Origin of the sequence: Streptomyces sp. NPDC015127 (assembly GCF_043080095.1) — a bacterium.
GTDB lineage: Bacteria > Actinomycetota > Actinomycetes > Streptomycetales > Streptomycetaceae > Streptomyces.
Window position 1 is genome coordinate 368,412 of sequence record NZ_JBIBVE010000001.1, and the last position, 25,871, is coordinate 394,282.

The 25,871-nt window shown below is 69.8% G+C and carries 13 protein-coding genes; 7 read left to right on the forward strand and 6 right to left on the reverse strand.

Annotated elements, in window-relative coordinates:
- Window positions 1-59: 59 nt before the first annotated feature.
- The 4 genes from ACF08N_RS01545 to ACF08N_RS01560 form a co-directional block, all read right to left on the reverse strand.
- Window positions 60-4,388 (reverse strand): Eco57I restriction-modification methylase domain-containing protein, encoded by a 4,329-nt coding sequence (locus ACF08N_RS01545; RefSeq protein WP_392322512.1) that lies wholly within the window; start codon window positions 4,386-4,388, stop codon window positions 60-62.
- On the reverse strand, window positions 4,385-7,642 hold the full coding sequence (gene drmD / locus ACF08N_RS01550; RefSeq protein WP_392322513.1) for a DISARM system SNF2-like helicase DrmD: 3,258 nt from the start codon (window positions 7,640-7,642) through the stop codon (window positions 4,385-4,387). Before drmD ends, ACF08N_RS01545 begins: the two co-directional genes overlap by 4 nt.
- A 131-nt stretch (window positions 7,643-7,773) precedes the next feature.
- The gene (locus tag ACF08N_RS01555; RefSeq protein ID WP_392322514.1) at window positions 7,774-9,030 is read right to left on the reverse strand and encodes a protein kinase; all 1,257 of its coding nucleotides are present in this window, start codon (window positions 9,028-9,030) and stop codon (window positions 7,774-7,776) included.
- Window positions 9,031-9,128: 98 nt separating this feature from the next.
- Complete coding sequence (locus ACF08N_RS01560) at window positions 9,129-10,070, reverse strand: serine/threonine-protein kinase (protein ID WP_392322515.1); 942 nt, start codon at window positions 10,068-10,070, stop codon at window positions 9,129-9,131.
- A 141-nt stretch (window positions 10,071-10,211) separates the two neighbouring features.
- Here ACF08N_RS01560 and ACF08N_RS01565 point away from each other — a divergent pair, with 141 nt between their 5' ends.
- The gene (locus ACF08N_RS01565; RefSeq protein WP_392322516.1) at window positions 10,212-12,197 is read left to right on the forward strand and encodes an N-6 DNA methylase; all 1,986 of its coding nucleotides are present in this window, start codon (window positions 10,212-10,214) and stop codon (window positions 12,195-12,197) included.
- A gap of 42 nt (window positions 12,198-12,239) precedes the next feature.
- On the opposite strand, the gene ACF08N_RS01570 is transcribed toward ACF08N_RS01565, so the two are convergent.
- Window positions 12,240-13,715, reverse strand: coding sequence for a serine/threonine-protein kinase (locus ACF08N_RS01570; protein WP_392322517.1), 1,476 nt, complete (start codon window positions 13,713-13,715; stop codon window positions 12,240-12,242).
- Window positions 13,716-13,944: 229 nt separating this feature from the next.
- Between ACF08N_RS01570 and ACF08N_RS01575 the strand changes: the two genes are divergently transcribed.
- The 5 genes from ACF08N_RS01575 to ACF08N_RS01595 all read left to right on the forward strand — a co-directional run bounded on the left by ACF08N_RS01575 (window position 13,945) and on the right by ACF08N_RS01595 (window position 24,516).
- On the forward strand, window positions 13,945-15,618 hold the full coding sequence (locus ACF08N_RS01575; protein WP_392322518.1) for a PD-(D/E)XK nuclease family protein: 1,674 nt from the start codon (window positions 13,945-13,947) through the stop codon (window positions 15,616-15,618).
- Window positions 15,611-16,792: a hypothetical protein gene (locus tag ACF08N_RS01580; protein ID WP_392322519.1), complete on the forward strand. Its 1,182-nt coding sequence runs from the start codon at window positions 15,611-15,613 to the stop codon at window positions 16,790-16,792. Before ACF08N_RS01575 ends, ACF08N_RS01580 begins: the two co-directional genes overlap by 8 nt.
- Window positions 16,785-20,441, forward strand: coding sequence for a hypothetical protein (locus tag ACF08N_RS01585; protein WP_392322520.1), 3,657 nt, complete (start codon window positions 16,785-16,787; stop codon window positions 20,439-20,441). The genes ACF08N_RS01580 and ACF08N_RS01585 overlap by 8 nt, the downstream gene beginning before the upstream one ends.
- A 39-nt stretch (window positions 20,442-20,480) precedes the next feature.
- The gene (locus tag ACF08N_RS01590; protein ID WP_392322521.1) at window positions 20,481-23,567 is read left to right on the forward strand and encodes a pPIWI_RE module domain-containing protein; all 3,087 of its coding nucleotides are present in this window, start codon (window positions 20,481-20,483) and stop codon (window positions 23,565-23,567) included.
- A gap of 145 nt (window positions 23,568-23,712) precedes the next feature.
- On the forward strand, window positions 23,713-24,516 hold the full coding sequence (locus tag ACF08N_RS01595; RefSeq protein WP_392322522.1) for an N-formylglutamate amidohydrolase: 804 nt from the start codon (window positions 23,713-23,715) through the stop codon (window positions 24,514-24,516).
- A gap of 27 nt (window positions 24,517-24,543) precedes the next feature.
- Here the strand turns inward: ACF08N_RS01595 and ACF08N_RS01600 are convergent, their stop codons facing one another.
- Window positions 24,544-25,098: a M23 family metallopeptidase gene (locus tag ACF08N_RS01600; protein WP_392322523.1), complete on the reverse strand. Its 555-nt coding sequence runs from the start codon at window positions 25,096-25,098 to the stop codon at window positions 24,544-24,546.
- A gap of 184 nt (window positions 25,099-25,282) precedes the next feature.
- On the opposite strand from ACF08N_RS01600, the gene ACF08N_RS01605 reads away from it, so the two are divergent.
- Window positions 25,283-25,831 carry an NUDIX hydrolase gene (locus ACF08N_RS01605; RefSeq protein WP_392322524.1) on the forward strand — a complete coding sequence of 183 codons (549 nt, stop codon included), beginning with the start codon at window positions 25,283-25,285 and terminating at the stop codon, window positions 25,829-25,831.
- Window positions 25,832-25,871 lie beyond the last annotated feature (40 nt).

Below are 25,871 nucleotides of genomic sequence, written 5' to 3' on the forward strand. Positions count from 1 at the left end.
AACGGGCTGGTTCGCATCACCTGAGGTGATGCGAACCAGCCCGTTGTCATGCCGTCGGCTCAGAACAGGGCGCCCTCGGCGCCCTCACCGAAATCCGACCCACCTCGTGCAGCCAACTGCTCCTTGCGCTTCCGAACGGCCTCGGGCGAGGGCGGGGGCAGGTCGGGGTGCTTCTCCCTGGCCTTCTTCTCCGTCACTCCCTTGTGCAGACCGAGGTGCACCTCGTCGGCGTACGCCTGGTGGTTCAACTGGCGCAGGCGGTCGATGATCTCGTTCCTGGCGAGGAGGCCGATGGTGTAGCGGGTGCCCTGGTCTGTGTCGTGGAAGCCGTGGTCGAGAGGGAATTTCTCGTGCGTGGGATCGGCGGGCGGTGTCTGGCCGGAGGTGTCCAGCAGGTCCCGCCAGCCATACGCCTCGACGGTGGCTCTGTCGATCTCCTGGTGGAGACAACGCAGCTCGATGATTTCCTCGTCCTGACAGTCAGCACTGTGAACGAGATTGTAGGTCTCGGTAAGGCCTATGGCACGGCTGAGCATCAAATCGCGACGACGGGTGTCCAGCTGGGCTCCAAGAGCACGGAGCTGTTCAGTGAGCGGGGGGCGGACAAGGGTCTCGAAAATATCGGTCGGTGTATAGCGCAGGTCCCCCTTCATCGTAGAGGCGCGGTCAATGGCCCACCAATAGTGTGGGGAGCTGGAAAGAACGGCCAGCAGCGCGAAGTCGTCCGAGGCGAAAACACACAGCGCGTGCGAGAAGACCTGACCGGTCGGCACCATGACCGGCATTACCGACTTGCTGGTACTGGCAACCAGAATGCACCGGGAAAGCCCGGAGACAGCGGACTCCAATCCCGGCGCACGCTCCGCATATTGCCACCAGCGCTCGCGCCTGGCTTTTCTGTTATTCTTGTCGCGCTCCGGCTTCACTTGGTGAAGAACTTGCTCGTAAGCACGAGTGTATTTCTGCGCTGTCTCCAGGGGCCAGTTCCGGAAGTTGATGATCCAGCGATCACTGGAATGGGAGGGATCGTTGTTCACATCCTGACCGTTCAGGAACGGATACACCACCGAGGTGTACTCTTCGGAAGTATCAATCCATTCCTGGGCCACCGACTCCGCAAGAGTGAACCCCAGGCCGTCCACTTTCGAACCATTGAAGGAAATACCCGAGTTTCGCATCAACTCGTTTCCCCAGGGTTCTTCCCGAGTGGCAGGGTTGAGGGACGTGGTGATTCCACGGGGCACCGCCAGATCGGTCAGTACTCGCGCAGCTTCAGCAGACAAAGGAGATCGGCTGACCCAAACGGCACAGTACTCGAGTTGCGCCGACCGCGCTGGCCAAGGTTCGCTCTTTACCGCCCGGCGAATCAGGCCGTAGTCCGGCTGGACCTGATCCAGTCCCACCTCTCGCGTGTCCCCTTGGGCCAGCGTGTTCGTTGCGATCAGCCCGGTCTGGCCGCTCTCGTTGAGCAACGAGCAAGCCCGCAGCAGAAAGTAGGCGACCAGGTCCGCGTTGCCTCTCACACCACCAGCAAGGTACTCGACAAGAGACTCTCGATAGTCCTCCCCCATGATTCCGGTGATCTTACTGCCGCCCAGGAAGGGAGGGTTGCCCACAATCGCATCGAAACCATCTCGGCCGCTGAACACTTCGGGAAAGACCAACGGCCAATGTACGGGACGCCGTTCAAGGGCCTCTCCGGGCAGCTCCGCCGCCAGCCATTCCTCCGCAGTGGCCCGCGCTTCGCACACCACCTTCGACTCGTCCTCGACCCCGTCCTCCACGATCTGCCGCACGATCCACGCGGCACGTGGGAAGAGGTCCCGAATCCGTTCCCCACCGTCTTCCTCGTACCACGGCACCCGCCCCGAAGCGCACGTTGCCAGCGCAGCCCCCGCGATCAGGTCACCCACCAGCCGCAGACGCCGCGAGTGCCGGTTGACCTCCTCCAGCCGCTCCCGCTTCTGCTGGAGCGCCGGCAGGTCCACACCCTTGATCGCAGTGATCGAGAGACGCTCCCGCGTTAGCTGATCCACCAACTCCCTCGCCTGTTCGGCAAGGATGTCGGCCTGCTGCCCCGGCTTCATGTGAACGGACTGGAGCTGCTCCATACTGTGCACGCCCAGCAGCGAGTCGCCGCACACCAACCGGTCGTCCAGGAACGTAAAAGGGCGCTCCGGGTCCATGGAGACCAACCACAGCGACAGCTTGGCCATCTCCACGGCCATGGGGTTGATGTCCACCCCGTACAGGCAGTGCTCGATGACCTGGCGACGCGCCTCGACGACTACTGGGTCCTGTTCGGCGTCCGCAGCCGTCACGGCGTCCACCGCGCGGCCGGCGCGGTAGGCCATCGCGTCCGCTCGGCCCTCGCTCTCCCAGGCCTCGATCAGCCGGTCCGCGAGGTAACGGCACGCGGCCACCAGGAACGCCGCCGAGCCCATCGCGATGTCCGCGACCTTCAAGTCGAGGATCTGCTCAGGAGACTTGAGCCGCCACTCCCCCATGTCCGCCGTCTGCAGCGGGCCCGGCTCGTAGACCAGCGGCTCCAGTGCGTGCAGCACGACCTCCTCCGCCAGGAAGCGCGGCGTGTAGTGCGTGCCCGTGTTCTTGCGGAGCGAGGACTCCGTGACGTGCAGCGCGCCGTTCGGGATCACCGTCGGCAGGCCGCGCAGGTCCTCGCGCAGGATGCCGACGAACGGCAGCAGCCGCTCCGTCAGCCCGGGATGGTCCTTGGTGACCGCATTCAGCCGGCGCCGCGCCTCCGACGCGTCCTCCGCGGACAGCGGTGCGAGCTTCTTCTCCAACTGCCCGGCCGTCGCCGACGGCTTCGGGTCCTTCCACTTCTCGTGGACGGACTTCGCCAGCGCCTTAACCGACGCGCCCGCCTTCGCCGCCAGCGATTCCAGCTCCCGCAGCGGTACCTCGTGCTCCAGGCCCTCCGGCCCGATGAGGCCGACCATGTGCTCGGTGGCCCGACGCCCGTCGAAGGAGAGCAGGCCCTCGTACACGTAGCCGATCTGCTCGACGTCCAGGGCGCGGAAGCTCAGCGTGCGGACCTCGCGCTGCTTGCCCTTGCCGACGCGGACCTCCTGCACCGACTGGAGCATGTGGAGCACGGTCCGGTCGTCGATCGGGAGCAGCGGGGTCGTGCGCTCCAGCCACGGGTACTTGTCCGGGTCGAAGATCGATCCGTCGTACGCGGGGAGCTTGAGCTCGGGGTGGTTGATTCCCCCGTGCACGGCGTGGAACAGGGCGATGAGCCGGTGCCAGGCAGATGTGGTGTGCTCCAGGGAAGTCTCGCCCTCCTCGTCCGCCCGTGCCTTGAGTTCGTTGCGCAGGAAGCGCGCCGAGTAGGACCGCGCGTACACCTCGTTGTCGGCGGGCAGCAGGCCCCGCTCCTCGGCGAAGAGGAGGAAGACGACGCGCATCATGACGGCGACCGCGCCGCGGTACACGTCACTCGCCGCGACGCCGGAGGCGTGCAGGCCGGGCGCGCCGTTCTCGATGGCGCGCACGTCGGCTCGCCCTATGGCGTCGACGAGGAGTTCCACGGCCTGGCGGACCTGCACGCCGAGTGCGTCGGTGACGTCCTCGCCGGCCGCGAGGCTGGCCTTGAGCAGGCCGACGAGCGTGTCCGCCTCCTCGTACTCGAAGAAGCGGCGGCGGCGCAGCAGCGACACGAACGCGCGGACGACGTTGCGCTCCGCGGCCTCGTTCCAGCCGATGGTGTCGAAGACGGCGGTGGTCGTGACGCCCCCGACCGGGGCCCACACCAGGCACCACCAGCGGCCGTCCGTGACGAGCCCGAGTGCCACGCCGTGGTGGCGGAGCAGGCGGGCGAGGCGGTCGGCGGGGCCTGCGGCCCAGTCGCCGTCGCGAGTCCCGCCGACCGCGCGGCCGGTCGGGGCGGTGCCGGCGGGGACGGTCATGCCGAGGAGGCGGACGCGCTTGGCGGCGGAGTCCACGTCGGGTTCGGCGGCGAGGTCGGTCCCGGGTTCGACGAGGGCGAAGTCGGGGCGGACCTCGGTGTTGTGCTCGGCGACGCGCAGGGTGAGGCGGTCGAGGCCGTGGTGCTCGGCGTCACCCTGGCGGAAGGCGAGGGCGTCGTCCCAGCCGAGGAGCTGGCGCAGGACGTAGGCGACCCACTCGTCGCGGCCGGCGGTGGTGTCGGTCTGCCAGTCGGCGTGGCGGGCGCGCAGACGGGCGCGCTCGTCCTTCTCCAGGGCATCGAGCTGGGGCCAGGCGCGCAGCAGGACGGGCATGGTGAGGAACGGGCCGGAGACCTCGGTGAGATCCAGCCACTCCTGGTGCTGGCGGCGGCCGTCGAGCGCCTTGGCCTTGGCGGCGGCGAGTCCACTGCTCTTGGTGGTGGCGGGGCGGCTCATCGGCTGGCTTCCTTTGCGGGGACGACGAAGACGACTGCGACGGGGAAGAGGTGCGAGCGGGGCTCGCGGTAGCGGGCCGCGATGGCGGCGAGTTCGCGTGTCCGCTCGGCGGGCAGGCCCTTGAGACGATCGTCCCAGCGCTTGCGGTCGTCCTCGAACTGGCGGCGCTCGTGACCGGTCAGCTCGTGCGCGGACATCAGGGCGAGCTGTTCGCCCTCGCCGTCGCCCTCTTCCTTCAGCTTGGCGCGCAGGGTGTGCTCGAAGCGGTCGAGGGTCGCGGTGATGCGCCGCTCCTCCTCCGCCTGGCGGTCGGCGAGGCGGCTTTCGAGCTGGCGGCCGAGTTCGCGGGCGCGGGCGGAGAGGGAGTCGTACAGCGGCTGCTGGAGCTTCGGCCAGGCGTCGGTGAGCTGCTGTCGCAGGTGCGGGGCGGCCTCGGTGCCGTCGGTGAGGGCGCGGGACAGGACGCGGCCCTGTTCACCCACGGACTCCCAGCGGCGGAAGCGTCCGGTGTCGCCGAACCAGCCGCCCGCGTAGAGGACTTCCTCGTGGAGGCGGGTGCCGTCGTTGCCGACGAGGACGTACCGGGCGTACGCGGAGACCAGCGTGGTCGTGACGGCCGGGTCGTCGGAGACGACGGCAGTGACGCGGTTGAGGCCGACGGTGTCGGCGTTCCACACGGCGGCGGTCAGCAGGCGCGTCGACAGGGCGACGAGCGGGTGCTTGAGGTGGGCGAGGACCACGTCGTCGCGGCCGTGGGCGGCGACGGCCGGGGAGAAGGTGAGGGGGCGCTGTTCGCCGTCGCGGAGTTTGTGGGCGAGGCCGCGGGTGGCTCGCTCCCAGCTGCCGGACAGTGGCTGGACGTCGAACAGGTCGCCGTGCTCGAAGTCCTCGGCGCGCACCAGCGAGGGCACGAGCGCGGGCTGGTGGTCGAGGGCGAGGGCGGTGTCGACGACGCGCTTGATGTTCACGGGCGTGAGGCCGAGCGTGGAGACGGTCTCGTCGTACTGGTCGGCGAGCTTCTTGGTCTGGGCGGTGACGTTCTGCTCGGGCGCGACCTCGCCGCCGGTGCGGCGGCCCTTGATGGGCTTGGGCTTGGCGTTCTCGATGTCGACGGGTCCGGTGTCGCCGGTCATCCGGCGCTGGACGGCGTCGGCGAGGACCGCGTTGACGGAGCCGAGGTCGTGCTCCATGCGCGCGACCTTCTTGGCGACGCGGGAGAGGAACTCCAGGTCGGCCTCGTAGGAGCCGGCCTGGGCCTGCTGCCAGCCTGAGCCGATGAAGTGGGTGATCTCCGGGTCCGTCTTCTGTCCCCAGCGGTCGATGCGGCCGATGCGCTGTTCGAGCTTGTTGGGGTTGAAGGGGATGTCGTAGTTGATCAGCCGGTGGCAGTGGTTCTGGAGGTCGATGCCCTCACCGGCGGCGTCGGTGGCGAGGAGGATGCGGACCTTGCCCTCGGCCCGGGAGGGGTCGGTCTGGAAGCCGAGGCGGATGCGTTCGCGCTCCTCGGCGGACAGGCCGCCGTGGAGGCGTTCGACGCGGCCGCCGTCGGTGAGCTTCTCCTGCTGGAGGAGGTCGTGGAGCCATTCCTGGGTGTCGCGGTACTCGGTGAAGATCACGACACGCTCGTTGGTCCAGTGCTTGCCGTCGGGGCGGCAGATGGCCTTGAGCTCGTTGATGAGCGCTTCGGCCTTGGAGTCGGGGGCGGCCTCGTGAGTGAGCGCCCAGCGCTCCATGTGCTGGAGGAGTTCCAGCTCCTGGCCGTCCTCGGCGGGGGTGAGGGACGTGGATCGGGTGAGGGCGTCGTCCTCGGCGTCGACCAGGCCGGTGTCGTCGAGGTCGGCGACCATGTCCGCGAACTCCTCCAGCCACTCGGGGACTTCGGCGGCGGCCGCGCGACCGCGCACCGGGCCGGTGTCCTCCAGGTGGGAGAGGTAGACCTGCACGGTGTGGAGGAACGCGGCCGGGGAGGAGAACAGGCGCTTCTTCAGCAGCAGCGTCACCAGGTCGGCGGCCCGGCGTCCGCCGCGGGCCTGCGGCGTGAGCTTCTTGCGGCGCAGCTCGGCGAACGAGCCGAGCAGCTGGTGGATCTCGCGCTCCTGCGGCGTGTAGTCGACGGACAGCTCGACGGTCCGGCGGGTGCGGAAGCGCGGGGTGCCGTCGGCGTTGGTGACGGTCGACTTCAGGCGGCGTACGACGGTGTCCTTGAGGGCTTCCTTGTCGGGGTCGACGCCGCGTGCGAAGCGCTGGTCGTCGATGAGTTCGAGGAGGGCGGTGTACGACTCGGGGTAGCCGTTGTGCGGGGTGGCGGAGAGGAAGAGCCGGTGCTCGAAGTGCGGGACGAGGCGGCGGATCAGCTTCGTCTGCTGGGAGTCGACGGCGTAGACCTGCTTGGGCGCGGCCGGGGCGACGTGGTGGGCCTCGTCGAGGACGAGCAGGTCGAAGAAGCGCTTGTGCTCGCCGTCGCCGCTCTCCTCCGGGGCGCCGATGACCTCGTCGAGGAGGCGCTGGGCCTTCTGGCCGCGCAGCCACGGCAGGGACACGATCGTGAGCGGGTGGACGCGGAACGGATTTGCCGCTGTGCCGTGGGTGCGGCGCAGCCGGGCGCAGTGCTCGGAGTCGACGATGGTGAACTCGAGGCCGAATTTCTCGGCCATCTCGTCGCGCCATTTGAGGGTGAGGCCCGCCGGGCAGACGACCATGGTGCGCCGGGCGCGGCCACGCAGCTGGAGCTCCTGGACGACGAGTCCGGCTTCGATGGTCTTGCCGAGACCGACGTCGTCGGCGAGGAGCAGGTTGACGCGAGGGGCGCCGACGGCGCGGGAGACGGGCTCAAGCTGGTACGGCTCGACGGCGACGCCGGAGCGGAAGGGGGCCTGGAGCGTCTTGGCGTCGGCGGACGCGACGGCGGACCAGCGCACCGCGTCGAGGAACGCGGCGAGGCGGTTCGGGGAGTCGTACTGGCCGGTGGACGCGTCAGGGAGGGAGCCGGCGGGCAGCACACGCCGGCCGGGCTCGACCTCCCAGATGACGGAGAGGGTGTCGCCGAAGCGGCCGTCGGCGACGGACTGGAGGTGGACGAGGGTGGCGGCCCTGCGCGGGGCGGTGTCCTCGCCCTCCTCCACGGTGTCGGGAGCCGGCGAGGGCTCGACGCGGGCGACGACCCAGGACCGTCCGCGTACCTCGACGAGCTTGCCCTCCTCGGGGAGCTCCTCCGCCTCGGTGCGTTCCGCTTCGCGCTGGGCTGCTGGCGTCATCGGCAGTGTTCCCCTCGATCCGTCGTGCTGTCGTCCGTAGACAAGTGTCCTGTCTCCCACCCGGACGCGAAGGCATACTAACACCCACCGCGACTGTGAACACAGATTACAAAGATGCGTTGGCCGTCGGCTCAGCGCATCCGGTCCAGTCGTGCCAGCAGGGCTCGAGAGCGCCCAGCTCTCGGGTCGGCGTCGGCGAAGGTCCGCTCCTCGTCGTCCGCGAGACGGCGCAGCAGCTCATGGGCAGGATGCCGTTCCCCGGACCGCACGAGAAGCACCGCGATCTCGTAGCGCGTGTCCAGGACGGCCGGGTCACCGGGGCCGAGCAGGCTGCGCTGCTCGGCAAGGGCCGACTTGAGTTCGTCGAGGGCTTCGCGGGTACGCCCGAGGGCCCCGACGCACAAGGCGGCGCCCACCCGGGCGGCCAGGAAGTCGGCCCGGGCGAGGTCGGCCGAGGCCAGCAGCTCCTCGTACCCGGCCAGCGCCGCCGCGGGACGCCCCGCACGGCGGAGGGCGGCGATCTCGGCGAGCCGGGGATGCTCCGGCAGCGTCTGCCGCGCCGGGACGGGGACCCACGGGGCGAGCAGCGCCTGAACCTCCGAGGCGGACGCGGGGCGGTCCTCCGGCCGCTTCTCCAGCAGGGCGCCGACGAGCCGGGCGAGGCCCTCCGGGACGTCCGGGCGGTGGCCGGCGAGCGGGGGCACCGGCTCGTTGGCGTGCCGGTGGTACAGCAGGAAGGGGCTGCCGTCGGTGAACGGCGGCGTCCCGGCGAGCAGTTCGTACAGCACGCAGCCGAGCGAGTAGAGGTCGCTGGCGGGCACCGTCCGGCCGACGGCCTGTTCGGGCGCCATGTAGACGACGGTCCCGGGCGCGGCGTTGCTCGCGGTGAGGCGGGTCTCCCCCGGGCGCGGCTCCAGGGCGGCCGCCACGCCGAAGTCGAGGACCTTGACCTCGCCGGACAGGTTGATCATCAGGTTGGACGGCTTGAGGTCGCGGTGCACGACGCCCTGCCCGTGGGCGTAGGCGAGGACGCCCGCGACCGCCTGGGCGATCCCCGCCGCGCGGTCCACCGGCAGCGGACCCTCGTCCTTGAGGACGGCGTCGACGGCGCGCCCGTGCACGAGCTCCATGACGAGGTACAGCTCGCCGTCGAGACTGCCGTGGTCGAGGACGGCGGGTATGCCGGGGTGACTGAGTCGGCCGGTGAGGCGTGCCTCGCGCAGGAAGCGGCGCTCCAGAGTGGTGATCTCGGAGTTGTGGCCGCGCGGAGCGAGCAGCTTCACGGCGACTTCCCGGCCCTCACCCCGGTCACGGGCCGCCCAGACGACGCCCATGCCTCCCCGGCCCAGTTCGTGCGTGAGCTCGTACCGCCCAAGGCTTCGCCGCATCGCGCCCGTCCCCAGTCCTGGCGCCGGCGGCGCCCGTCACACCCCTGTGGCCGGGGCGGTGCGGTGCGCCCGGCCTGCGGCGGCCATCCTCTCACCGATCACAGCGGCCTCGGCCCCTGCGGTACGAGGAAGGGGCGGCGGGGGTCCTCCGGCAGCGCACGCCGGGTGGCCAGGGCGGGGTCGGGTACAGGGAGGTAGGGGGCCAGGGCGGCGTACACGTCGGTGGCAGAGGAGGGCCGGTCGTCGCGGTTCTTCGCAAGCAGTGCGGTCACGAGCGCCTGGAGGGGATCTGGAACATCCAGGCCTGATGTTCCGATCGCCGGTGGTTGCTCGGTCAGGTGGAAGGAGGCCAGGAGCGCCGGCTGGTTGGTGTCGAAGACGGGGGCACCGGTCAGCATGTGGTGGAGCAGGCAGCCGACGGCGTAGAGGTCGCTGCGGCCGTCGAGCAGGTCGTGTCCGGCGAGGAGTTCCGGTGAGGCGCAGAGGATGTTGCCGATGCCCTCACCGGTCATGGTGAGACGGGGGTCGGTGTCCGCCAGGGACTTGACGAGCCCGAAGTCGAGGATCTTGACGACGCCGTCGCGGCGGACCATGACGTTCTGCGTCTTGAGGTCCCGGTGCACCAGGCCTGCCGCGTGTGCGGCAGACAGTCCGGAGCACAGCTGCGCCGCGACGGCCGCCGCAGTGGCGACCTCGAACCGTCCGTCCTCCTGCTGGTCGAAGAGGAACTCCAAGGTGGTGCCCTCGACAAGCTGCGTCACCAGACAGCAGACGTCGTCGGTGATCGACGCGTCGTGGACCGTGGTGATGTTCGGGTGATCGAGCCGGGCGGCGGCCTTGGCCTCCCGCTCGAAGCGTGCGAGGGCTTCCTTGCGGCTGTCGGGAACAGCGAGCAGTTCGGCGGCGATCGTCTTCACCGCGACAGGGCGCTCGAGGTAGAGGTCGGTCCCCCGCCACACCTGGCCCATCACGCCCCGCCCCAGCACCGACTCGAGTTTGTAGCGGTCCCGAAGCACCACCCCCGGAGCGAAGGCCTGCATATCTCCCACTCTCCACAGTTTTCGCACAGTGACACCACATGAGCACTGTGAACATTGTCAATCATCGTAGTAGCCTGCTCCACGACGGAGCCGCCGGGACGCCGACCATGCCCTGCGGCCCGAGGAACCCGGAGCCCGCAGATGAGTACACCCCGAGCCGTACCCGTGAGCCTTGCCGAGATCGCGCGCATCGCGGGAGTGGGACGGGCGGCCGTCAGCAACTGGCGGCGTCGCCACGACTCATTCCCTTCGCGTATCGGCGGGACAGATGTCAGCCCGCAGTTCTCGCTGTCCGAGGTGGAGCAGTGGCTGCGCGACAACGGCAAGCTCCAGGACGTCGGAGGGCGGGAGCTCCTCTGGCCCCGGTTCGAGGCCCTGGGCAGCAGAGACGATTCCGGTCTGGCCATCGCGGAGGCAGCACGCCGCATGCGCAACCCGCGCGCACGCTCCGGCGACAAGGAGCTCTCCGCGCAGGCGCGCGACCTGGTCGGGGAGGCCGCCCGACTGGGCCGCTCCGAGGGCGCCAGGGAAACCTTCGAGTTCCTGCTGCAGCGATGGCTGGACACCCACGTCCGGCAACTGAGCACCACGCCCCCCTCGCTCGCGTCACTGATGGCCCGGATCGCGCTCGATGCGCGTATCGGCGACGAGCCGGACGGTCTGACCGTCTTCGATCCGGCGTGCGGCACCGGCCACTTGTCCGCGGCGGCCGCACAGGCCCACGACGGCACAGGTCTGGCGCTGCTCGCGTGCGAACAGGACGCGGCCCTGGCTGCCCTCGCCTCCGCCCGGCTCGGTTTCGCCACCGAGGGACGCGACGTGCGGACCGAGATCGTCACGGCCGATGCGCTGCGCGACGACCCGTACGCGGGCCTGAGGGCCGACATCGCCCTGTGCAATCCGCCTTTCAACGAACGCGACTGGGGTTACGAGCAACTGGCCACGGACCAGCGCTGGACGCATGGGCTGCCCCCGCGCACCGAACCCGAACTGGCCTGGGTACAACACCTGCTGGCCCATCTGCGACCCGGTGGTACGGCGGTCGTCGTCCTCCCGCCGGCCGTCGCGTCGCGCAAGGCGGGACGCCGCATCAGGGGGTCGTTGCTGCGGACCGGGGTGCTGCGGGCAGTGGTGGCACTGCCTCCGGGGTGCGCCCAGCCGCACAGCGTCTCGCTGCAGTTGTGGGTGCTGCGGGCCGCGGGCGAGGGTGTCGCGGCGGCTCCGGCCGGACAGGACGCCCTGCTCGTCGACGCCACCCCGTTCGCCAGGCCCGGCGCACGTGAACCCGGGCCGGACTGGGATGCGTTGTCATCTTTCGTTCTTCGCGCCGTCTCCGAACTGGACGACCCGGATGCGGAGTTGCCGGAAGGTGCGGTGCGGGTCTCCCTGCTCGATCTCCTGGACGACGAGGTCGACGTCACTCCGGGCCGCTACACATCGGTCGGCGCGGAGGCCACAGGAGCCGAGCTTGCCGCCTCGTGGGGTGAATTGTCCGAAGCCCTCGGAGAACTGACGCAGCTGGCCCAGGTCCTGTCGAAACTGGGCCTCACAGAGGGCGAGGCGCGTGCGACGGCCACAGTGGGCGATCTTGTCAAGGCCGGTGCCCTCACCCTGCGCTCGGGACAGCAGCCCGCTGAGACGACGGGCCCGTCCCAGGGCGGGGCCGTCCCGCTACTGACCGTCCCCGATCTGCTGATTGACGGCGTGCCGAGCGGTTCGGTGCCGGCGGACGCGGAGCACACGGTGGCCGAGGACGGTGACGTGGTGGTGGCCGGGGTCGTCCGTGCGTTCCGGGCGTGGGTGCACGAAGGGGCGCCCGTGGCGCTGGGGCCGCAGCTGTACGCCCTGCGCGTGGCACCCGAGAAACTGGACGCGCACTTCCTCGCCGGCTGCCTGCGCGCGCCGGCCAACGGCCGCCAGGCGGGCACGCACGCCTCCAGTTCGTCGCGGGTGGACATCCGGCGGTTGCAGGTCCTGCAACTGCCGCTGGAGGAGCAGGCGACCTATGCGGAAACCTTCCGCCAACTCACCTCGTTCGAGAGGCTGCTCACCGAGCTACAGGGCCTCGGCAGCGGGCTGGTGGGCGACGTGAGCGACCGGTTGGCGGCGGGCGGACTGACAGGCTGACGACACACGCGGAGAGGCGTGCGTACGGCGCGAATCCGCGCTTCAGGAGGCCTCAGGCCCGGCGACACGCTCGTCGATGTCGACGGCTACTTCGTCGCACACCTCGGTCAGCTGCCTCGCGAGGGTCTCCGGCAGAGTCATGGCGAGCCGGCGGCACTCGTCCAGCTCACGCACAGCCGCGTCCAGCTGCCCGAAGGCGAGCCTGCATTCGGCCGCACGCAGCCGTGCCGTTGCACGAGCCAGCAGGCCTTCGTCCCCACCGACGGGTCCCAGGCCGCCGGCCAGACCGTCGTACAGCGTTGCGGCCTCACCGCACTCTCCGGCCAGCCGCAGGCCGTCGGCGGCAACCTGCCACACCCGGGCCACCAAAGGCCGGCGAACGCCCCACTCATCCCGTGCACGTGCTGCGAGTCCGGCGAGGCGGCGCACCGCTTCGGCCGGCTTTCCGGCGGCGACTTCGGCCGACGCCGACTCGTACAACTCCTCGACCTCGGCGCCGTCGAGCCACTGGTCCTCCTCCTCGCCGCCGGAGCAGGTGTCCCCGAAGCCCGTGTCCGCAAGGCGCTCCGCCCGGCGGGAAAGGCGGAAGGGGGCGGTCGGGTCCGGCACCAGACGGGGGCGGGGCGCCGGGTCTCCCGGCCGGGGCGCCAGTGACCGAAAGGCCTGCCGTACCGCTTCCGCGACGGGACGGTCCTGCGGGGCCTTGGCGAGCATGCGCAGGATCAAATCATCCAAGTCCGGTGGGACGTTGGCTCCGTGGAGGGAGGGAGCCAGAGGCTCCTTCTTGAGATGCATGTCGTTGAGCGTGTGGTCGTCCGCCGCCACGAACGGCCGACTGCCGGTGAAGAGCTTGTAGCAGATGCAGCCCAGGGCGTAGATGTCCGTGCGGGTGGTGGGTTCCTTGGCCAGGATCTGCTCGGGCGCCTGATAGCCGCGACTACCGAGCGTGGAGCCCTGTCGCGTGTAGCTGGTGGCATGGGTCTCGAGCGGCTTCGCGATGCCGAAGTCGATCAGCACGGCGGACCCGTCGGCGGCCAGCATGATGTTGTGGGGCTTGAGGTCCCTGTGTACCAGCGGCTTGGTGTGTGCGCACACGAGCGCATCGGCGACCTGGGCCGCGACGGCCGCTGCACTGCTCGGCGGCAGCGGTGCGTGTTCGGTCAGGAACGTATGCAGGGTCTTGCCCTCGACGAGCCGCATGACGAAGTAGGGCAACCCGAGATGTGTGCCCTCACCGAAGAACTCAGGGATGCCGGGGTGACGCAGCTCCCTGAGCAGACCCGCCTCTCTTCGGAAACGCCCTCGCAGGGCTTCGATCTCCGTCTGGAGTTCCAGGGCGTCGAGATGCCTCAGGTCCTCGGTGTCCGGTCGCAGGAATTTGACTGCGACGCGATTCCCGCTGCGGATGTCGACGGCCGACCACACTTCGGCCATCCCGCCCTTGCCCAGCAAGCTCGTCAACTCCCAGACACCGCGCAGCACGTCACCCACCCGCACCGGCTCACCCCACACGTCCACACGCACCTCTCCCAGCCGAACCGCCCTGCCGACGAAGAGCATATCCGTGTATGCGAGTTCTTCTTGAATCTGCACGCACTGAGTTCACAGATATGCCATGCTGAACATGCTCCACCATCTGACCGGTTGGGGCGGGGGAATGCCCCCTGCCCGCACGGACCGCACAGGGGACGCCTTGAACCTTCCGCCCATGCCCGCCGGCGTCACTGGTGACCCGGGAATCGTCCGAGTGACACCACGCCACACCAAGTCCGGCAACCACACCTGCCCGGACCAGATCCGCACCGCCGTGCGCCCCCTGGTCGGCCCTCCGGGCGGTTCTCCCTTCCTGAACGGTCCTCTCCAGGAGTTCGCCACCACTCCGCTGCACGGCTGTCTGGACCTGATCGAGTTGGAAGGCCGCCCCATTCCGGCGGCCGTGGCCGAACTGCATCGCACCCGCGGGGTACTCCAACGCTGGTGGTCCCCCGCCCACCCCGTCCATCTTCGGTGGACCGAAGAAGCTCTGGCTCGTTACGTCGACGCACGGACCTTGGAGCAGAACGCCGCGAAGGCGGCCGGGCTGCCCCCCACCGAGCCCGTGGCCGACCACTGGGTGTGGCGCACTCCGACGAGATCCCCGGACCCGCGCGGCGTCCGGCAGTACGAGCACACCGTGACCGGGCGGCGTTACCAGTCGGCCGACGGACTGGTCCGGGATCTGTGGCTGACGTCCATGGGGCGGGCCAAGGCGGTCCGCGAGGCCGCCGAACTGGCCGCGATGGCGCTCGTCCTGGCGCTCGGCGGCAACGGGCCCAAGCCGAAGTTCGGCAAGGCGTCACCGGCGGAGGCAAGTTACGCCGTTCGGCCGCCCGAGCGGGTCCGGGTTTTCGACTTCGGTTGCGCGGACGGCAGTCACCGGCTGCTGCTGGACTGGGACCAGGACGAGTGCACCCGGCGGTTCCGTGACCATGCGGCGCCGGCGTTCACCGGCGCCGCGACCACCGCGGGGAGCCGGCCAGGCGGCGCCTGTGTCGAGTGCAAGGCGATAGAGGGGTGCGAAGCTCTCGAGAGAGCCCCCCTGTTGTGGCCCGGGCGACGTCCGCAGCCGCGACGACCGCGCCGTTCCGTCTCTGCCTGGGACCTCAGGCTCTACAGGCAGTGCCCCGCCCAGTTCCATCTCACTCGCAGGCTCCACCTCGACGCGCTGGAGGAGGAAGGCGACGGGGCACGCAGAGGACGTGCCGTGGACGCCTGGCTCAACGAAGCCCACGCACTGCGCCCTCCACGCGGCTGCCACGAGGTGCCCCTCCCCGCTGATCCCGAGGACTGGAGTGCCGGCGCCCACCGACTGCAAGGCCACCTCGCCACCGAGGCCTTCGCCATGCTGCGCGAGCACCGGTCGGTGTGCCCGCTCGACCGGCTCGGCAGCGACGAACAGGTACTGACACAGGAACGGGTCACGGCCTACGTGCCGGAGCTGGACGTGGTCGTCATTTCCGTGCCGGACCTCCTCTACACACGCCGGGGCGGCTGGGTCTGGCGGGAGACCAAGAGCGAGGCCAAACCGCTGTGGGAGGGGGAACCCCTGATGTCCCGGTACCCCCAGCTCGCCCTCGGGGTACTCCTGCTCGCCGCCGGCACCCATGGAGCCGATCCGCGCCGGTCCTGGGTGGAGCTCGAGGTGCTGCACGGCTCCGACGTCGCCCTCGAAAAGCTGGACCCGGGGCGGACGTCCGTAGTGGACGAAGCGCGGGAGGTCGTCGCTTCCCTCACCGAACCGCTGCTGCACGACACCGAGTACGTACCACGCACCGGATACCACTGCCTGGGCTGCGAAGCACGCCCATGGTGCGAGCAGGGCACCGCATACGCTGACGCCCGGGCCACCCCCTCCACCTCGGAGGACGCCGCCCATGCCTGAACCGTCCTCCGTGCCCGGAACCCTCGCAGAGCCCGATGTGCGACTGCTGCGTGATGTGGCCACCGCGGTCGTACGGCTCGACGCAGTCACCCGCCTCGCCTCGTTCTCCCTGCCGTACCCGCCGCAGGCCCAGCGGGCGCTGGACGCTCTGGTCCTCGCCTGCTTGCGCCAGGGCGCGCGTCCCCCCTCAGGTGTACCGGAACTGCTGCGCTGGTGCCGGACCCGGCCTCTCGGCAGCTGGCCGCTGGAGGGCCTCGGCGCCGCACTGTTCGACCCCGACGACCGGCTCATCGAGCCCCGGTCGGGCACCCCCACACAGCTCTGCCACGAACTGGCCGTCGAGGGCGGCGGCGACAGCACGACCCGCCAGTACGACCGGATCGTGATCCACGAGGCCATGCGCCGCTGCCGGGACGCCAACTCTCCGGAGTCCTACACGGCGTTCCGCCGAGTCCTGGTCAGCCGGCCGGTCCTGACCCGGGCGGACCTCTTCGACCTCCAGACCGACCTGTACCTCGACCCGGTGATGGAGCTGCTGGAGCTGATCTACGTGCCCGCCCCGGACACGTACCTCCAAGGTGATGCCTACACCCCCTGCGCCCGCTGCCGGACGCTGCTGACACCGATCGATCAGGGCAAGTGGTGGTGCGAACACGAGCGATGCCGCCGGCTCGGCGCCCCTCCCCCAGGAACACCTCTGGACCGAGAGGACTCCGGGGAAGTGCTCCACCTGGCACGGCCGCTGCGGCTCTACGTCACCGGCCCCGGCCACGCCGAGGCAGAGCTCGAGGACGCTCTGAGGGGACTCGGCCTCACCGTCGAGATGTGGCCGGGCTTCGACGCGTACGACCTCCGCGTCACGTTCCCCGACGGACACGTCTGGGCCCTCGACGTGAAGGACTGGGCCCACCCCGGGCTCCTGGGCCGTTCGGCACAGCCGGTTCGGCCTGAACCGCCCTACGACGAGGCCTGCTGGGTCGTACCCCGAGTCCGGACGGACATAAGGCGGGATTACCTGGCCGTGTACGCGCGCGAGCGCAAAGAGCGTGCCGGAGGCCTGCGGTTGCTCACCGATCAGCAGGTCCTCCGGGCCGCGGCCGCACGTCTGTACGGTGAACGCGGGGACGACAGCCGCATCGCCCCCCACAGTCAGGGAGGAGCCGATCATGCGTGACCGCAGCGCCTGGTACCAGGACCTCGCCCGGGAACTGCGTCCCTGGCCGAAGACGCACACCACCGCCCGGCCGGCCCTGCTGTGCCAGGTGGAGCTGGCCCTGCGCCTCCTGGAGCAGCTCGACCCGCTGCGCACACCGGACGGCGTCTGGACGCTGTTGGGCGGTTACCCCTTCGCTGACGCCGCCGGTCTCGCGACCGGTCCGAAGGAACGACTTGCGCTCACCGCTGCCCGCCATCTGCTGTGGCCCATGCGGCGGCACCGCATGTGGGAACAGTGCCTGGAGGCATACTCCGAACTTCCAGAACAGCTGCGTGGGTACCGGCTCGTCGAAGGAGCCGCCGCGCGAAGGGTCGACCCACCCGTCGCGGCACACCGCTTCACCGTGTACGACACCGCCCTGGGGCGCCTGCCGGAGTTCGCCGCGAAGCCGCTGCCGCAGGCCGAGGCCGGCTCCTATCGCTTCATGGACCACCGGCGGCCGACCTCCGTCTCGATCACCGCGGACCTGCTCCACGATCGAGCCGCCGGTCACGACGTCACCGCGGTCCGCACCTCAGACCCCGGCCCACTTCATGTGCCGCTGTCCGAACTCGCCGATGTCGCCCGGTGGATGGACGACCAGGAACGGCACCGACGGCTGAAGGCGGGCAACTGGGAGACCCGGCTGAGCGACCTCGATCTCGACACACGTACTGCGGACGGAGCCGCGTTCGCGCCCGGCAAGTCACTGCCGCTCGACGGACTCACACACCTCGTCGGCATGGTGGGCGCCGGAAAGTCGACCCTGATGCAGCTCATCGCCGTGTGGGCGCATCAGCGTGGACAGCGCACCACCCTGGTGGTGGGCGACGTGGCCGAACAACTGGCGCTGGTCGAGGGATTCCGGTCCCTCGGGCTGTCCGCCGCCCTGGTCCAGGGCGGCACGACACGCGAGCAGCACACGCAGCGCCTGCACCGCCGTCTGGCAGGGCGTGCCAACCACCACTCCCTGCTGCAGCACACCGAGGGGACGTTCGCCCACCTGAGCACAGCCTGCCCCCTCGACGCCCTGCGTCATCTGGAGACCACAGCCCCCTTGCGCTACGCGGACGCACCGTGCGGCACCCTGCACCCGGTCCGGGTTCCACCGACTCCATCGGACCGGGCGAAGCCGCAAGACCTGGCGGAGCTCCTCGAAACACTCGGGCGGGACTCCGCGGCAGCACCGACGGAACCGGATGAGGTGGCCGGCATGAGGCACCCACACGCGTGTCCGCTGTGGAGCGTCTGCCCACGCCACTTCGCGGCCCGCTCCCTGGTCGACGCCCTGATCTGGGTGGCCAACCCGGCGAGTCTTGTGCAGACAGCAGTGCCGCGTCAGCTGAATGCCGAGCGTCTCCGCTACCTCGAACTGGCCTGCCTGCGCAGCGACATCGTGATTGTCGACGAGGCGGATCGGGTCCAGATGCAGCTCGACCGTATGTTCGCGCCTTCGGCGACGCTGATCCAGCGTGGCAGCGAATCCTGGCTGGACCGACTGCAAACACATGCGATCGAGGAACTGGCACGCCAGGGTCGTCTGCCTCTGTCCGATCGGGACGTGGCCCGCTGGTCGGCATCCCTGGATGTAGTCGGCCAGGCCGCGGACAGGTTGCTGGCCAGGCTCATCGACGACCCGGAGCTGCGCGAATGGGCCCAGACCGACTACTTCAGCGCCTGGACGCTCCAGGAAAGGCTGCTGCACGAATGGTTCCCTGCGCCGGCCAGGTCGCACGACATGGTGGAGGACGAGGACGAACTGTTCGACGACGACGAGCGAGTCGGCGAGACCGTGCACGGCGACGACGCCGAACGGTCGGACACCCCGTATTTGGGACGCCGTGCAGAGGTCACGAAGCTGCTCGACACCTACCGCGACGACCCGCTGGGCGACCGTGGACCGTACGACTCGACCACCGACGCCCTCACCCGGCTCGCCCACGACCTGCTCCACACACTGAACGAGAAGGGCACCCGGGCCCGGGCCCGGGCAGTACTCGGCACTCTGCTCGAAGGAGCGCCCGGCGCGAACGAGCGGCCTCAGCCCCGTGCGCGCCGCCGAGGGCAGCCGACCCGTCCGGCCGACGTGCCACTGAGCGAGGCATGGCTGGACCGGGCGGCCATGCGGCTGGAGTTCACGCTCATCCTTGCCGTCCTGCATCAACGCCTCGACCGAGTCACGTTCCTGTGGCCACAGGTGGAGGCGGCGCTGCGGCTGGACTCGGGCGGCAACGAGCTGATGCGCAGGCCACCACTCGACTACGCCCCGTTGGTGCCGGAAGCGCCCATGGGAAACGTGCTCGGATTCCAGTACCTCCCGGACGAACAGGAGACTCCTGACCCCGAGGGCCGTCGGTCGGGGACTCTGCGGTTCTTCCGCTGTGCCGGTGTCGGGCGTGAGCTCCTGCTGTCACTGCCCAAACTGGGTGCCCGCCCCGAAATCGGCTCGGCCGGGCCGCATGTCCTGCTGATGTCCGGGACGAGCTGGGCGGGAACCTCCACCCGTGCGCATGTGCTGGCTCCGGTGCGCGCGGTGCTCAAGCCGAACCCCCGAGCATTGCGGGCCGTCCGCGACAGCGTGTTCTCCCACTGCTTCCTCCACGACGACGCCGGGCGCCCCCTTCGGCATTCCGGCCAGTCGCTCGACACTCGCGACGACGTGCTCCGGGCGATGGTGCTCAAGCTCGCGCGCGACGGGAGGGGCGGGGAGGCCGGACCGCTCAAACGCGAGCTCAACCGCATCACGGACGACCGCCGACGTCGCGCGCTGCTGTTGGTCGGCAGTTACCGGGAGGCAGACCTGGCAGCCGGTCTGCTCAACGAGGTCCCGCGCTGGCGAGGCCGGGTCCGGGTCCTGATCTCCGACGACACCCAGCTCGACACACGCGACACCGAGCGGGAGGGGGCAGCACCGGCGAGCGCGATCCGGCGCGGTGACCTGGCGTCGTTCGCCGAGGACGAGGACGCGGAACTCCTGGTCGCGCCCCTGATGGCCATCGAGCGTGGTCACAACATCCTGACCGTTCCCCAGGTGCCGGGCGAGGACCGCGTGGCCGCGTTCGGGACGGTGTTCTTCCTGGCCCGCCCGCATCCGCGGCCCGACGACCTGTCACTGGCCGTGTTCGCAGTCAACGACTGGGCGTCGCGGTTCGTGCGGAACATGGCGGACTCCGCATCCGGCACCTTCTCCGATCTCGTCGCGAAGGCCTCAGGGCTCGACGAGGCCGGCCAGCAGTTCCGGACAGTCGCACGCGGGGTGTGGCGCAGACTCCTCTCACGCCCGTACATCTACTCGGTACTGACGGAGCAGGAGAAGGAGTCCTTCGCCTGGGACCATTTGGTCACCATCTGGCAGGTGATCGGCCGACTCGTGCGGGGTGGTGTGCCCGCCCGGGTCGTATTCGTCGACGCCGCCTTCGCCCCGGCCCTCGCCGCGGCCGGGGCACCTGACCCCCAGCCGGACCGACACCACGACCCCGGACTGCTCGTGCGACTGCGGGACGTACTGGCGCCGTACCTCGATGACCGCCCTCCCACCAGCCGGTTCGCCGACCCCGGGGACGCCGCGCTGGTGAATCTTCTGTACCGCCCTCTGTACGAGGCGCTGTGCGACCTGCGCCCGCTCTGAGGGCCTGTCCCTCTTCCGACTATTCGAAAGGCTCTCGCCGTGTACGGATCGATCAGGCGCTCCGCCTATCACCACGACCTCGATGCCTCTCCCTGGACCGCCCGCTACCGCGCCATGGCCTTTCCCGAGCACTGGCACGGTGACCTGCTCGCGTTGTGCAACCACGGCAGGAACGAGGAAAAGCACTGGGCCACCGTTCCGACGGGCCGTCTCGACGGCGTACTTCAGACCCTGGCGCCTGACCTCGTCGTCCGTCCGAGGCCCCGTCCGCCCGTGGGCGACGGTCCGCCGCCGGAGCAGGACTACTGGCTGTACGTGCCGGACAGTGTGCCCGATCCGCTGCCCCCTCCGGTGATGGCCCGCCTGCTCGACGCGTGGCTGCGCACCCTGGGCCCGAAGGACGCAGAGAACGACCCTGGCTTCCGCAGGCAGTTGCTGGCAGCAAGCGCCGAGCTGCGCTCGTCCCTGCCGGCCTGGCGGGAGGGGACCGGCGATCTGGAGGTCGATCTTTTGGGCACACCGGTCACGGAAGGCGGCACAGCGGCGCCTTCCGGTCGCCAGTTCCAATTGGCGACGGATGCACTGGCCCGCCGCATCCTTGACCTTCCGCCCTACGAGTTCGACGGGGGCTTGCTCCGCTTCCGCGCCGTACCACGCCGACCGAACGAACAAGGGGCGGAGCTGGTTTCCCAGCCGCTGTGCCGCACGGTGAAGCGCAAGGAATGGTGGTTCTCCATCGTCCTGAACGTCACGCTGCAGACGACACCCTTCGATCCACGCCCGCGACTGCACCTGCATTGGCGGGTCCGCCGGTGGGCCACCCACCCCCGGCAGAAGACCGGAAGGCTCGCGCTGCCGTACGGACAGGCGACATCGGTATACCTGCGGCCGGCCGTTCCATGGCTCCCCGGCGCGCCCCTCAGCGAACGGTTCGCGGTGGCACGGCTGGTCCGCCCCCGCGGCTCCGGAACCTACGACTGGCTCCACAACGATGCCGCCGGGATCCTCCGCAGGCTCAGCCTGCAGGGGCAGTTCCCGGCCGTCGACGAGCTGCTCGGCGATCCCGCCGCATGGATCGGCGAAGGGCCTCAGGTGCAGGCGGCCGTGGTGCACAGCACCCGCAACACCTCCGGCCACGAGATCGGCACCGGACTGATGCCGCATCAGCGGTCGGAGCTGACGCGCTGGGCCGAGGCGGCCCTCCCCGAGGGCGTGGTCCGGGTACCGGACCTCTCCCGACGCGGTGTGCAGACGGCCAAGCCGTCCAACGCGCGACGCAAGCTCACCGGGAACGAGAAAGTCACGGAGGAACGCCGTGCCGCGGACATGCGACGCAGGACCCTGGCCGCCGTGTCCGCTCCGGGGGCCGAGCGCGCCGTCCCGGCGGGTATGCCCTCATCCTCTGAAAAGCCGGTTGTCGAGGCGAGGCTGTTGTGGCGGACCGCGCAGCTGCGCCGTTCCGCGGTCCAGGCCTTCGCCGAGGTACTCGGTCTCGCCCCCGCCGAAGAGGCAGTAATAGAACGCTCTTTCGAAGATGCGCGCCCCGGCGCAGCTGTCGTGCTCGACTGGAGCACTCCTGAGTTGGACGTACGGCTGCGCTGTCTTCCCCTCAACAACGGTCTCGGCGAGCCGCTCGCCCTCGATCCGGCCGTACGCGGCCGAGGCAGCCGACTCGCACAGGCGGTGACGTCACGACGTGAAGCGGCACGCAGCGCTCTCAAGACCGACGGCGCCGCACAGGAGTGCCCGGGTCTCGCCCTTGTGGAGATCGATCACCCTTCGGTCTTCCGGTCGGCCGGCACCGACCCGAAGTTCGCCCTCCGGCTCGGCTGTGCAGATGCCGGGGCGCTGACGCAGTTCGTGGTGACGCCGACCGAGGAGGGCCGCGTCCAGAACATGGATTCTGTCGACTACCGGGTACGCAATGCCTGGTTGGACGGCCTGCGCCAGCTCGGCGTGCGCGTGCTGCCGCAGCACACCTTGCAGGAGAGGCTTCCCGGGGACCTGCGGTACGCGGCTCTCTGGATGGTCAAACGGCGCAAGGACGGTCCCACTCGGCTTCCCAAGCACGTACCTGTCGCCGTTCTGGTCACTCCCCTGTCCGGTCCGGAAGGGCTCGCGCTCGTCGAGGGCTGGGACGACAGCCGACGCGAATGGGTACCGTACGCGTCATTCCTCCTGAACCTGGTCCAACAGGCAGAGATCGGCCCGGACACCTTCAGCGACGACGCGTATTCCGAGCCGGCGCTCCTGCCGGCTCCGCGGGACGGCGAGCGCCCGGTGGCTCCGGCGCGTGTCACGTCAGCGGCGCGGCGGACGAACCTGCGCGAGCAGCGCCGCAGTACGGCGAACTTCCTCCAACGGGTGCTGTACTCACTTCAGGGCACGCCCACCGTGCTGATCGCCCATGCCCAGAACAGCCGGACGCACTGGCCCTGGTTGCAGGACGGCCGGGTGATGCGCGACCTGATCAAAACCGGGCACGCGCCGGAGGTGCGGCTCGACGACGATCTGCGCCTGGTACGAATCCGGGGCGGCTCGACCAACGAGACAGCTCAGTGGTGGGGCGTCGCCGATACGGACGAGGAGAAGAACGGACAGCCGGCCGGCTTCTGGGTCCTGCCGAAGCATGCTCAGGCAACCCCCGACCAGCGCGTCTTCTACAGCGCCACGAGCCGACCCCAGTCCCAACCGGTTTCGCCCGCTCTGGACCGTCTGGCAACCCGCACCACTGCTGCCGGCAATCTGGTGTCCCAAGCAGGCAAGGGTGCGTGGAACCCGGCTCTCACGGAGATCACCGTCCTCGGCAGTCACGCGCAATCAGGCGACGATCCTGAGGCGATCGCCATGGCCATGCACCAACTACGTCAATCGCCCGACTACGCCGATGCGCTGTCTCTTCCGTTGCCCCTGCATCTGGCGAGACTCGCGCAGGCCTACGTGTTGCCGATGATGGCTGAGGACGGAGCGGCACCATTTGTCACTTCTGATTCCGGGGTTCCCACTGGCCTTGAATCCGCCGATGAGGTTGGCGCATCCGACGTCGAGGAAGACGACTCGGAGCTCGTCCCATACCCTGCGCAGGATGAAGGAGAAGACCCCGAGGAGCAGCTGTCACTCTTCTGACAGAAACCGTGGCCAACTGTGCCGGCGTGCCCACGAACGGCTATCGCATCTGCCTGGGTTGCCGTCTCGTTCCTCGGCCCCTGCCGCCATGGGCAGCTTTCGAGAATAGCCAGAGCATCAGTCCCCACCCCACAAGGACCAGCGCATGAACGGCCCTCCACCGTCCTTCCAACTCCTCCCCGGCGCCCCCGACTCCCCCGTCCTCCTGCACGTCCCGCACTCCTCCCGCGCCATACCCGCCGATGTCCGCGCCGGTATCGTGCTGGACGATGCGGCGCTGGAGCGGGAATTGGATCACATCACCGACTCGCACACGGCGGAGATCGCTGCCGTCGCGGCCGCAGCCGCCGGCATCGCGCCCTGGCGGTTCGTCAACCAGCTGTCACGGCTGGTGATCGACCCCGAGCGTTTCCCCGACGAGCGGGAGGAGATGCTCGCCGTCGGTATGGGCGCCGTCTACACGCGGACCACGCACCGTGAGGCGCTGCGGCCCGACGGGTACGACGGCAGCGGCCTGGTCCGGAGCTACTTCGAGCCGTACGCCGCCGCCATGACGGCCGCCGTCGACGCACGGCTCGCCGCCGCCGGGCGCGCGGTGGTCATCGATGTGCACTCGTACCCGTCCGAGCCTCTGCCGTACGAGCTGCACGGTGACGGGCCTCGGCCGCCGATCTGCCTGGGGACCGATCCGGTCCACACGCCGGCCGGGCTGCTGGACGCGGCGCGCGAGGCGTTCGCCGGATTCGGCGGCACCGGGACGGACAGCCCGTTCGCCGGGACGTACGTGCCGTTGAAGCATTACGGGCGGGACGAGCGTGTCAGTGCGCTGATGATCGAGATTCGGCGGGACGTGTACATGAAGGAACCCGGCGGCGAGGCGGGGCCAGGTCTGAAGGCCCTCGGCACGGCCCTGGCGGGCCTTGTGGAGGCCGTCGGCTCGTTGGGGTGAGCCGCCGCTTCCCTGGCCCCGCCCGCTTCACGCGCGCGTGTTCACGCTGACCGGCCACGAGCCCGTAGGCGGTGTCCAGCCCTGGAGGGTGGCCGGGATGCCGACGCGCGTGTTGCAGTTGATGACCTGGAAGTGCAGGTGGGCTCCGTCGGCCGCTCCCGTGGCGCCCGACCAGCCGATGATCCGGCCCTGCGGGACCCAGTCGCCCGTGTTGTAGATGGCGCGGTTGAGATGCGCGTAGTGCGTGCACTGGCCGTTCGAGTGCCGGATGATGACCTCGATGCCGTTCTGCCAGTACGGCGACCAGTCCGAGACGAGGACGGTGCCGCCCTGCGCGGCGGAGACCTCGTAGTTCGCCGGGAGCCCGAAGTCCCAGGCGTATTCGTTGTACGGGCCGGTGTGCGAGTACGTCCCCTCCGGCCCCTGGGTCACCAAGTAGGACTCGCCCGACGGGTAGGGCAGTTCGTAGTAGTAGTCGGCGGCCGCGGCGGGAGGGGCTCCCGCCAGGCCGATGCCGGCGACTGCCACCACCGCACTGGCCGCAGCGGCGATTCTGCGCAGGACCTTGCTGGCATGGCTCACTGTGTACCCCCGTTGTCGTGAACGAACGGACGAGACGTGGTTGCCCTCTCAACTGGTCCATAAAACAAGCTGGTTGAGAAACCCGCTCCTCCTCACCACGTCTTCCGAGCCACCGCGCCGAGGGCTGGGGAGCCGGTCTGACAGCATTCCGCTACGTATCGGCCGAGAACGAAGGTGAATCCGTATGAGCGGCGGTCCGCAGTCCGTGGAACGACCCGAGCGCGCCTTTCCCACTCCCAACGGGCTCGTCGGTGTCGGTGTCGTCGTGCTCGACGCCCGGAGCGCGGACCTGCGCGAGCAGCCGGACGGCGACGCTGCCCCGGCCCTTCGCGGGAGGGTGCTGCTCGGGCTCGGTCACGACGGCGTCTGGGAACTGCCCGGCGGCAAGGTCGATCCCGGGGAGAGCTTCGAGGAGGCCGCCGTGCGTGAACTGGCCGAGGAGACGGGGCTTCGGGCGGACGCGGAGGGCGTCCGGATCGGCGCTGTCCTCGTGGACGGCACTCGTGGCGTCACCCGGGTGACCGCCGCCGCACTGGTCGCCGCGGCGTCGGGCGCGGCCGAAGTCCGTGAACCGGACAAGATCGCCGGCTGGGAGTGGTGGCCGCTGGACGCCCTGCCGGAGCCGCTGTTCGCGCCGTCGGCCGCCGTGCTCGACAGCTCGCGGCCGCCCCCGGGACTACGGGACAAGGCGTTTCACGGCTACCCGGTCGGCAGGGACCGATCACGCGACTGAGACCCCCTCCTGGCGTGGCCCGCCGGCAGGATGGCGCGCG

Coding starts and splice junctions, on each gene's coding strand:
- ACF08N_RS01605 (WP_392322524.1), top strand. CDS start 25,283: ATGAGCGGCGGTCCGCAGTCCGTGGAACGACCCGAGCGCGCCTTTCCC.
- ACF08N_RS01555 (WP_392322514.1), bottom strand. CDS start 9,030: ATGCGGCGAAGCCTTGGGCGGTACGAGCTCACGCACGAACTGGGCCGG.
- ACF08N_RS01565 (WP_392322516.1), top strand. CDS start 10,212: ATGAGTACACCCCGAGCCGTACCCGTGAGCCTTGCCGAGATCGCGCGC.
- ACF08N_RS01560 (WP_392322515.1), bottom strand. CDS start 10,070: ATGCAGGCCTTCGCTCCGGGGGTGGTGCTTCGGGACCGCTACAAACTC.
- ACF08N_RS01545 (WP_392322512.1), bottom strand. CDS start 4,388: ATGAGCCGCCCCGCCACCACCAAGAGCAGTGGACTCGCCGCCGCCAAG.
- ACF08N_RS01580 (WP_392322519.1), top strand. CDS start 15,611: ATGCCTGAACCGTCCTCCGTGCCCGGAACCCTCGCAGAGCCCGATGTG.
- ACF08N_RS01585 (WP_392322520.1), top strand. CDS start 16,785: ATGCGTGACCGCAGCGCCTGGTACCAGGACCTCGCCCGGGAACTGCGT.
- drmD (WP_392322513.1), bottom strand. CDS start 7,642: ATGACGCCAGCAGCCCAGCGCGAAGCGGAACGCACCGAGGCGGAGGAG.
- ACF08N_RS01595 (WP_392322522.1), top strand. CDS start 23,713: ATGAACGGCCCTCCACCGTCCTTCCAACTCCTCCCCGGCGCCCCCGAC.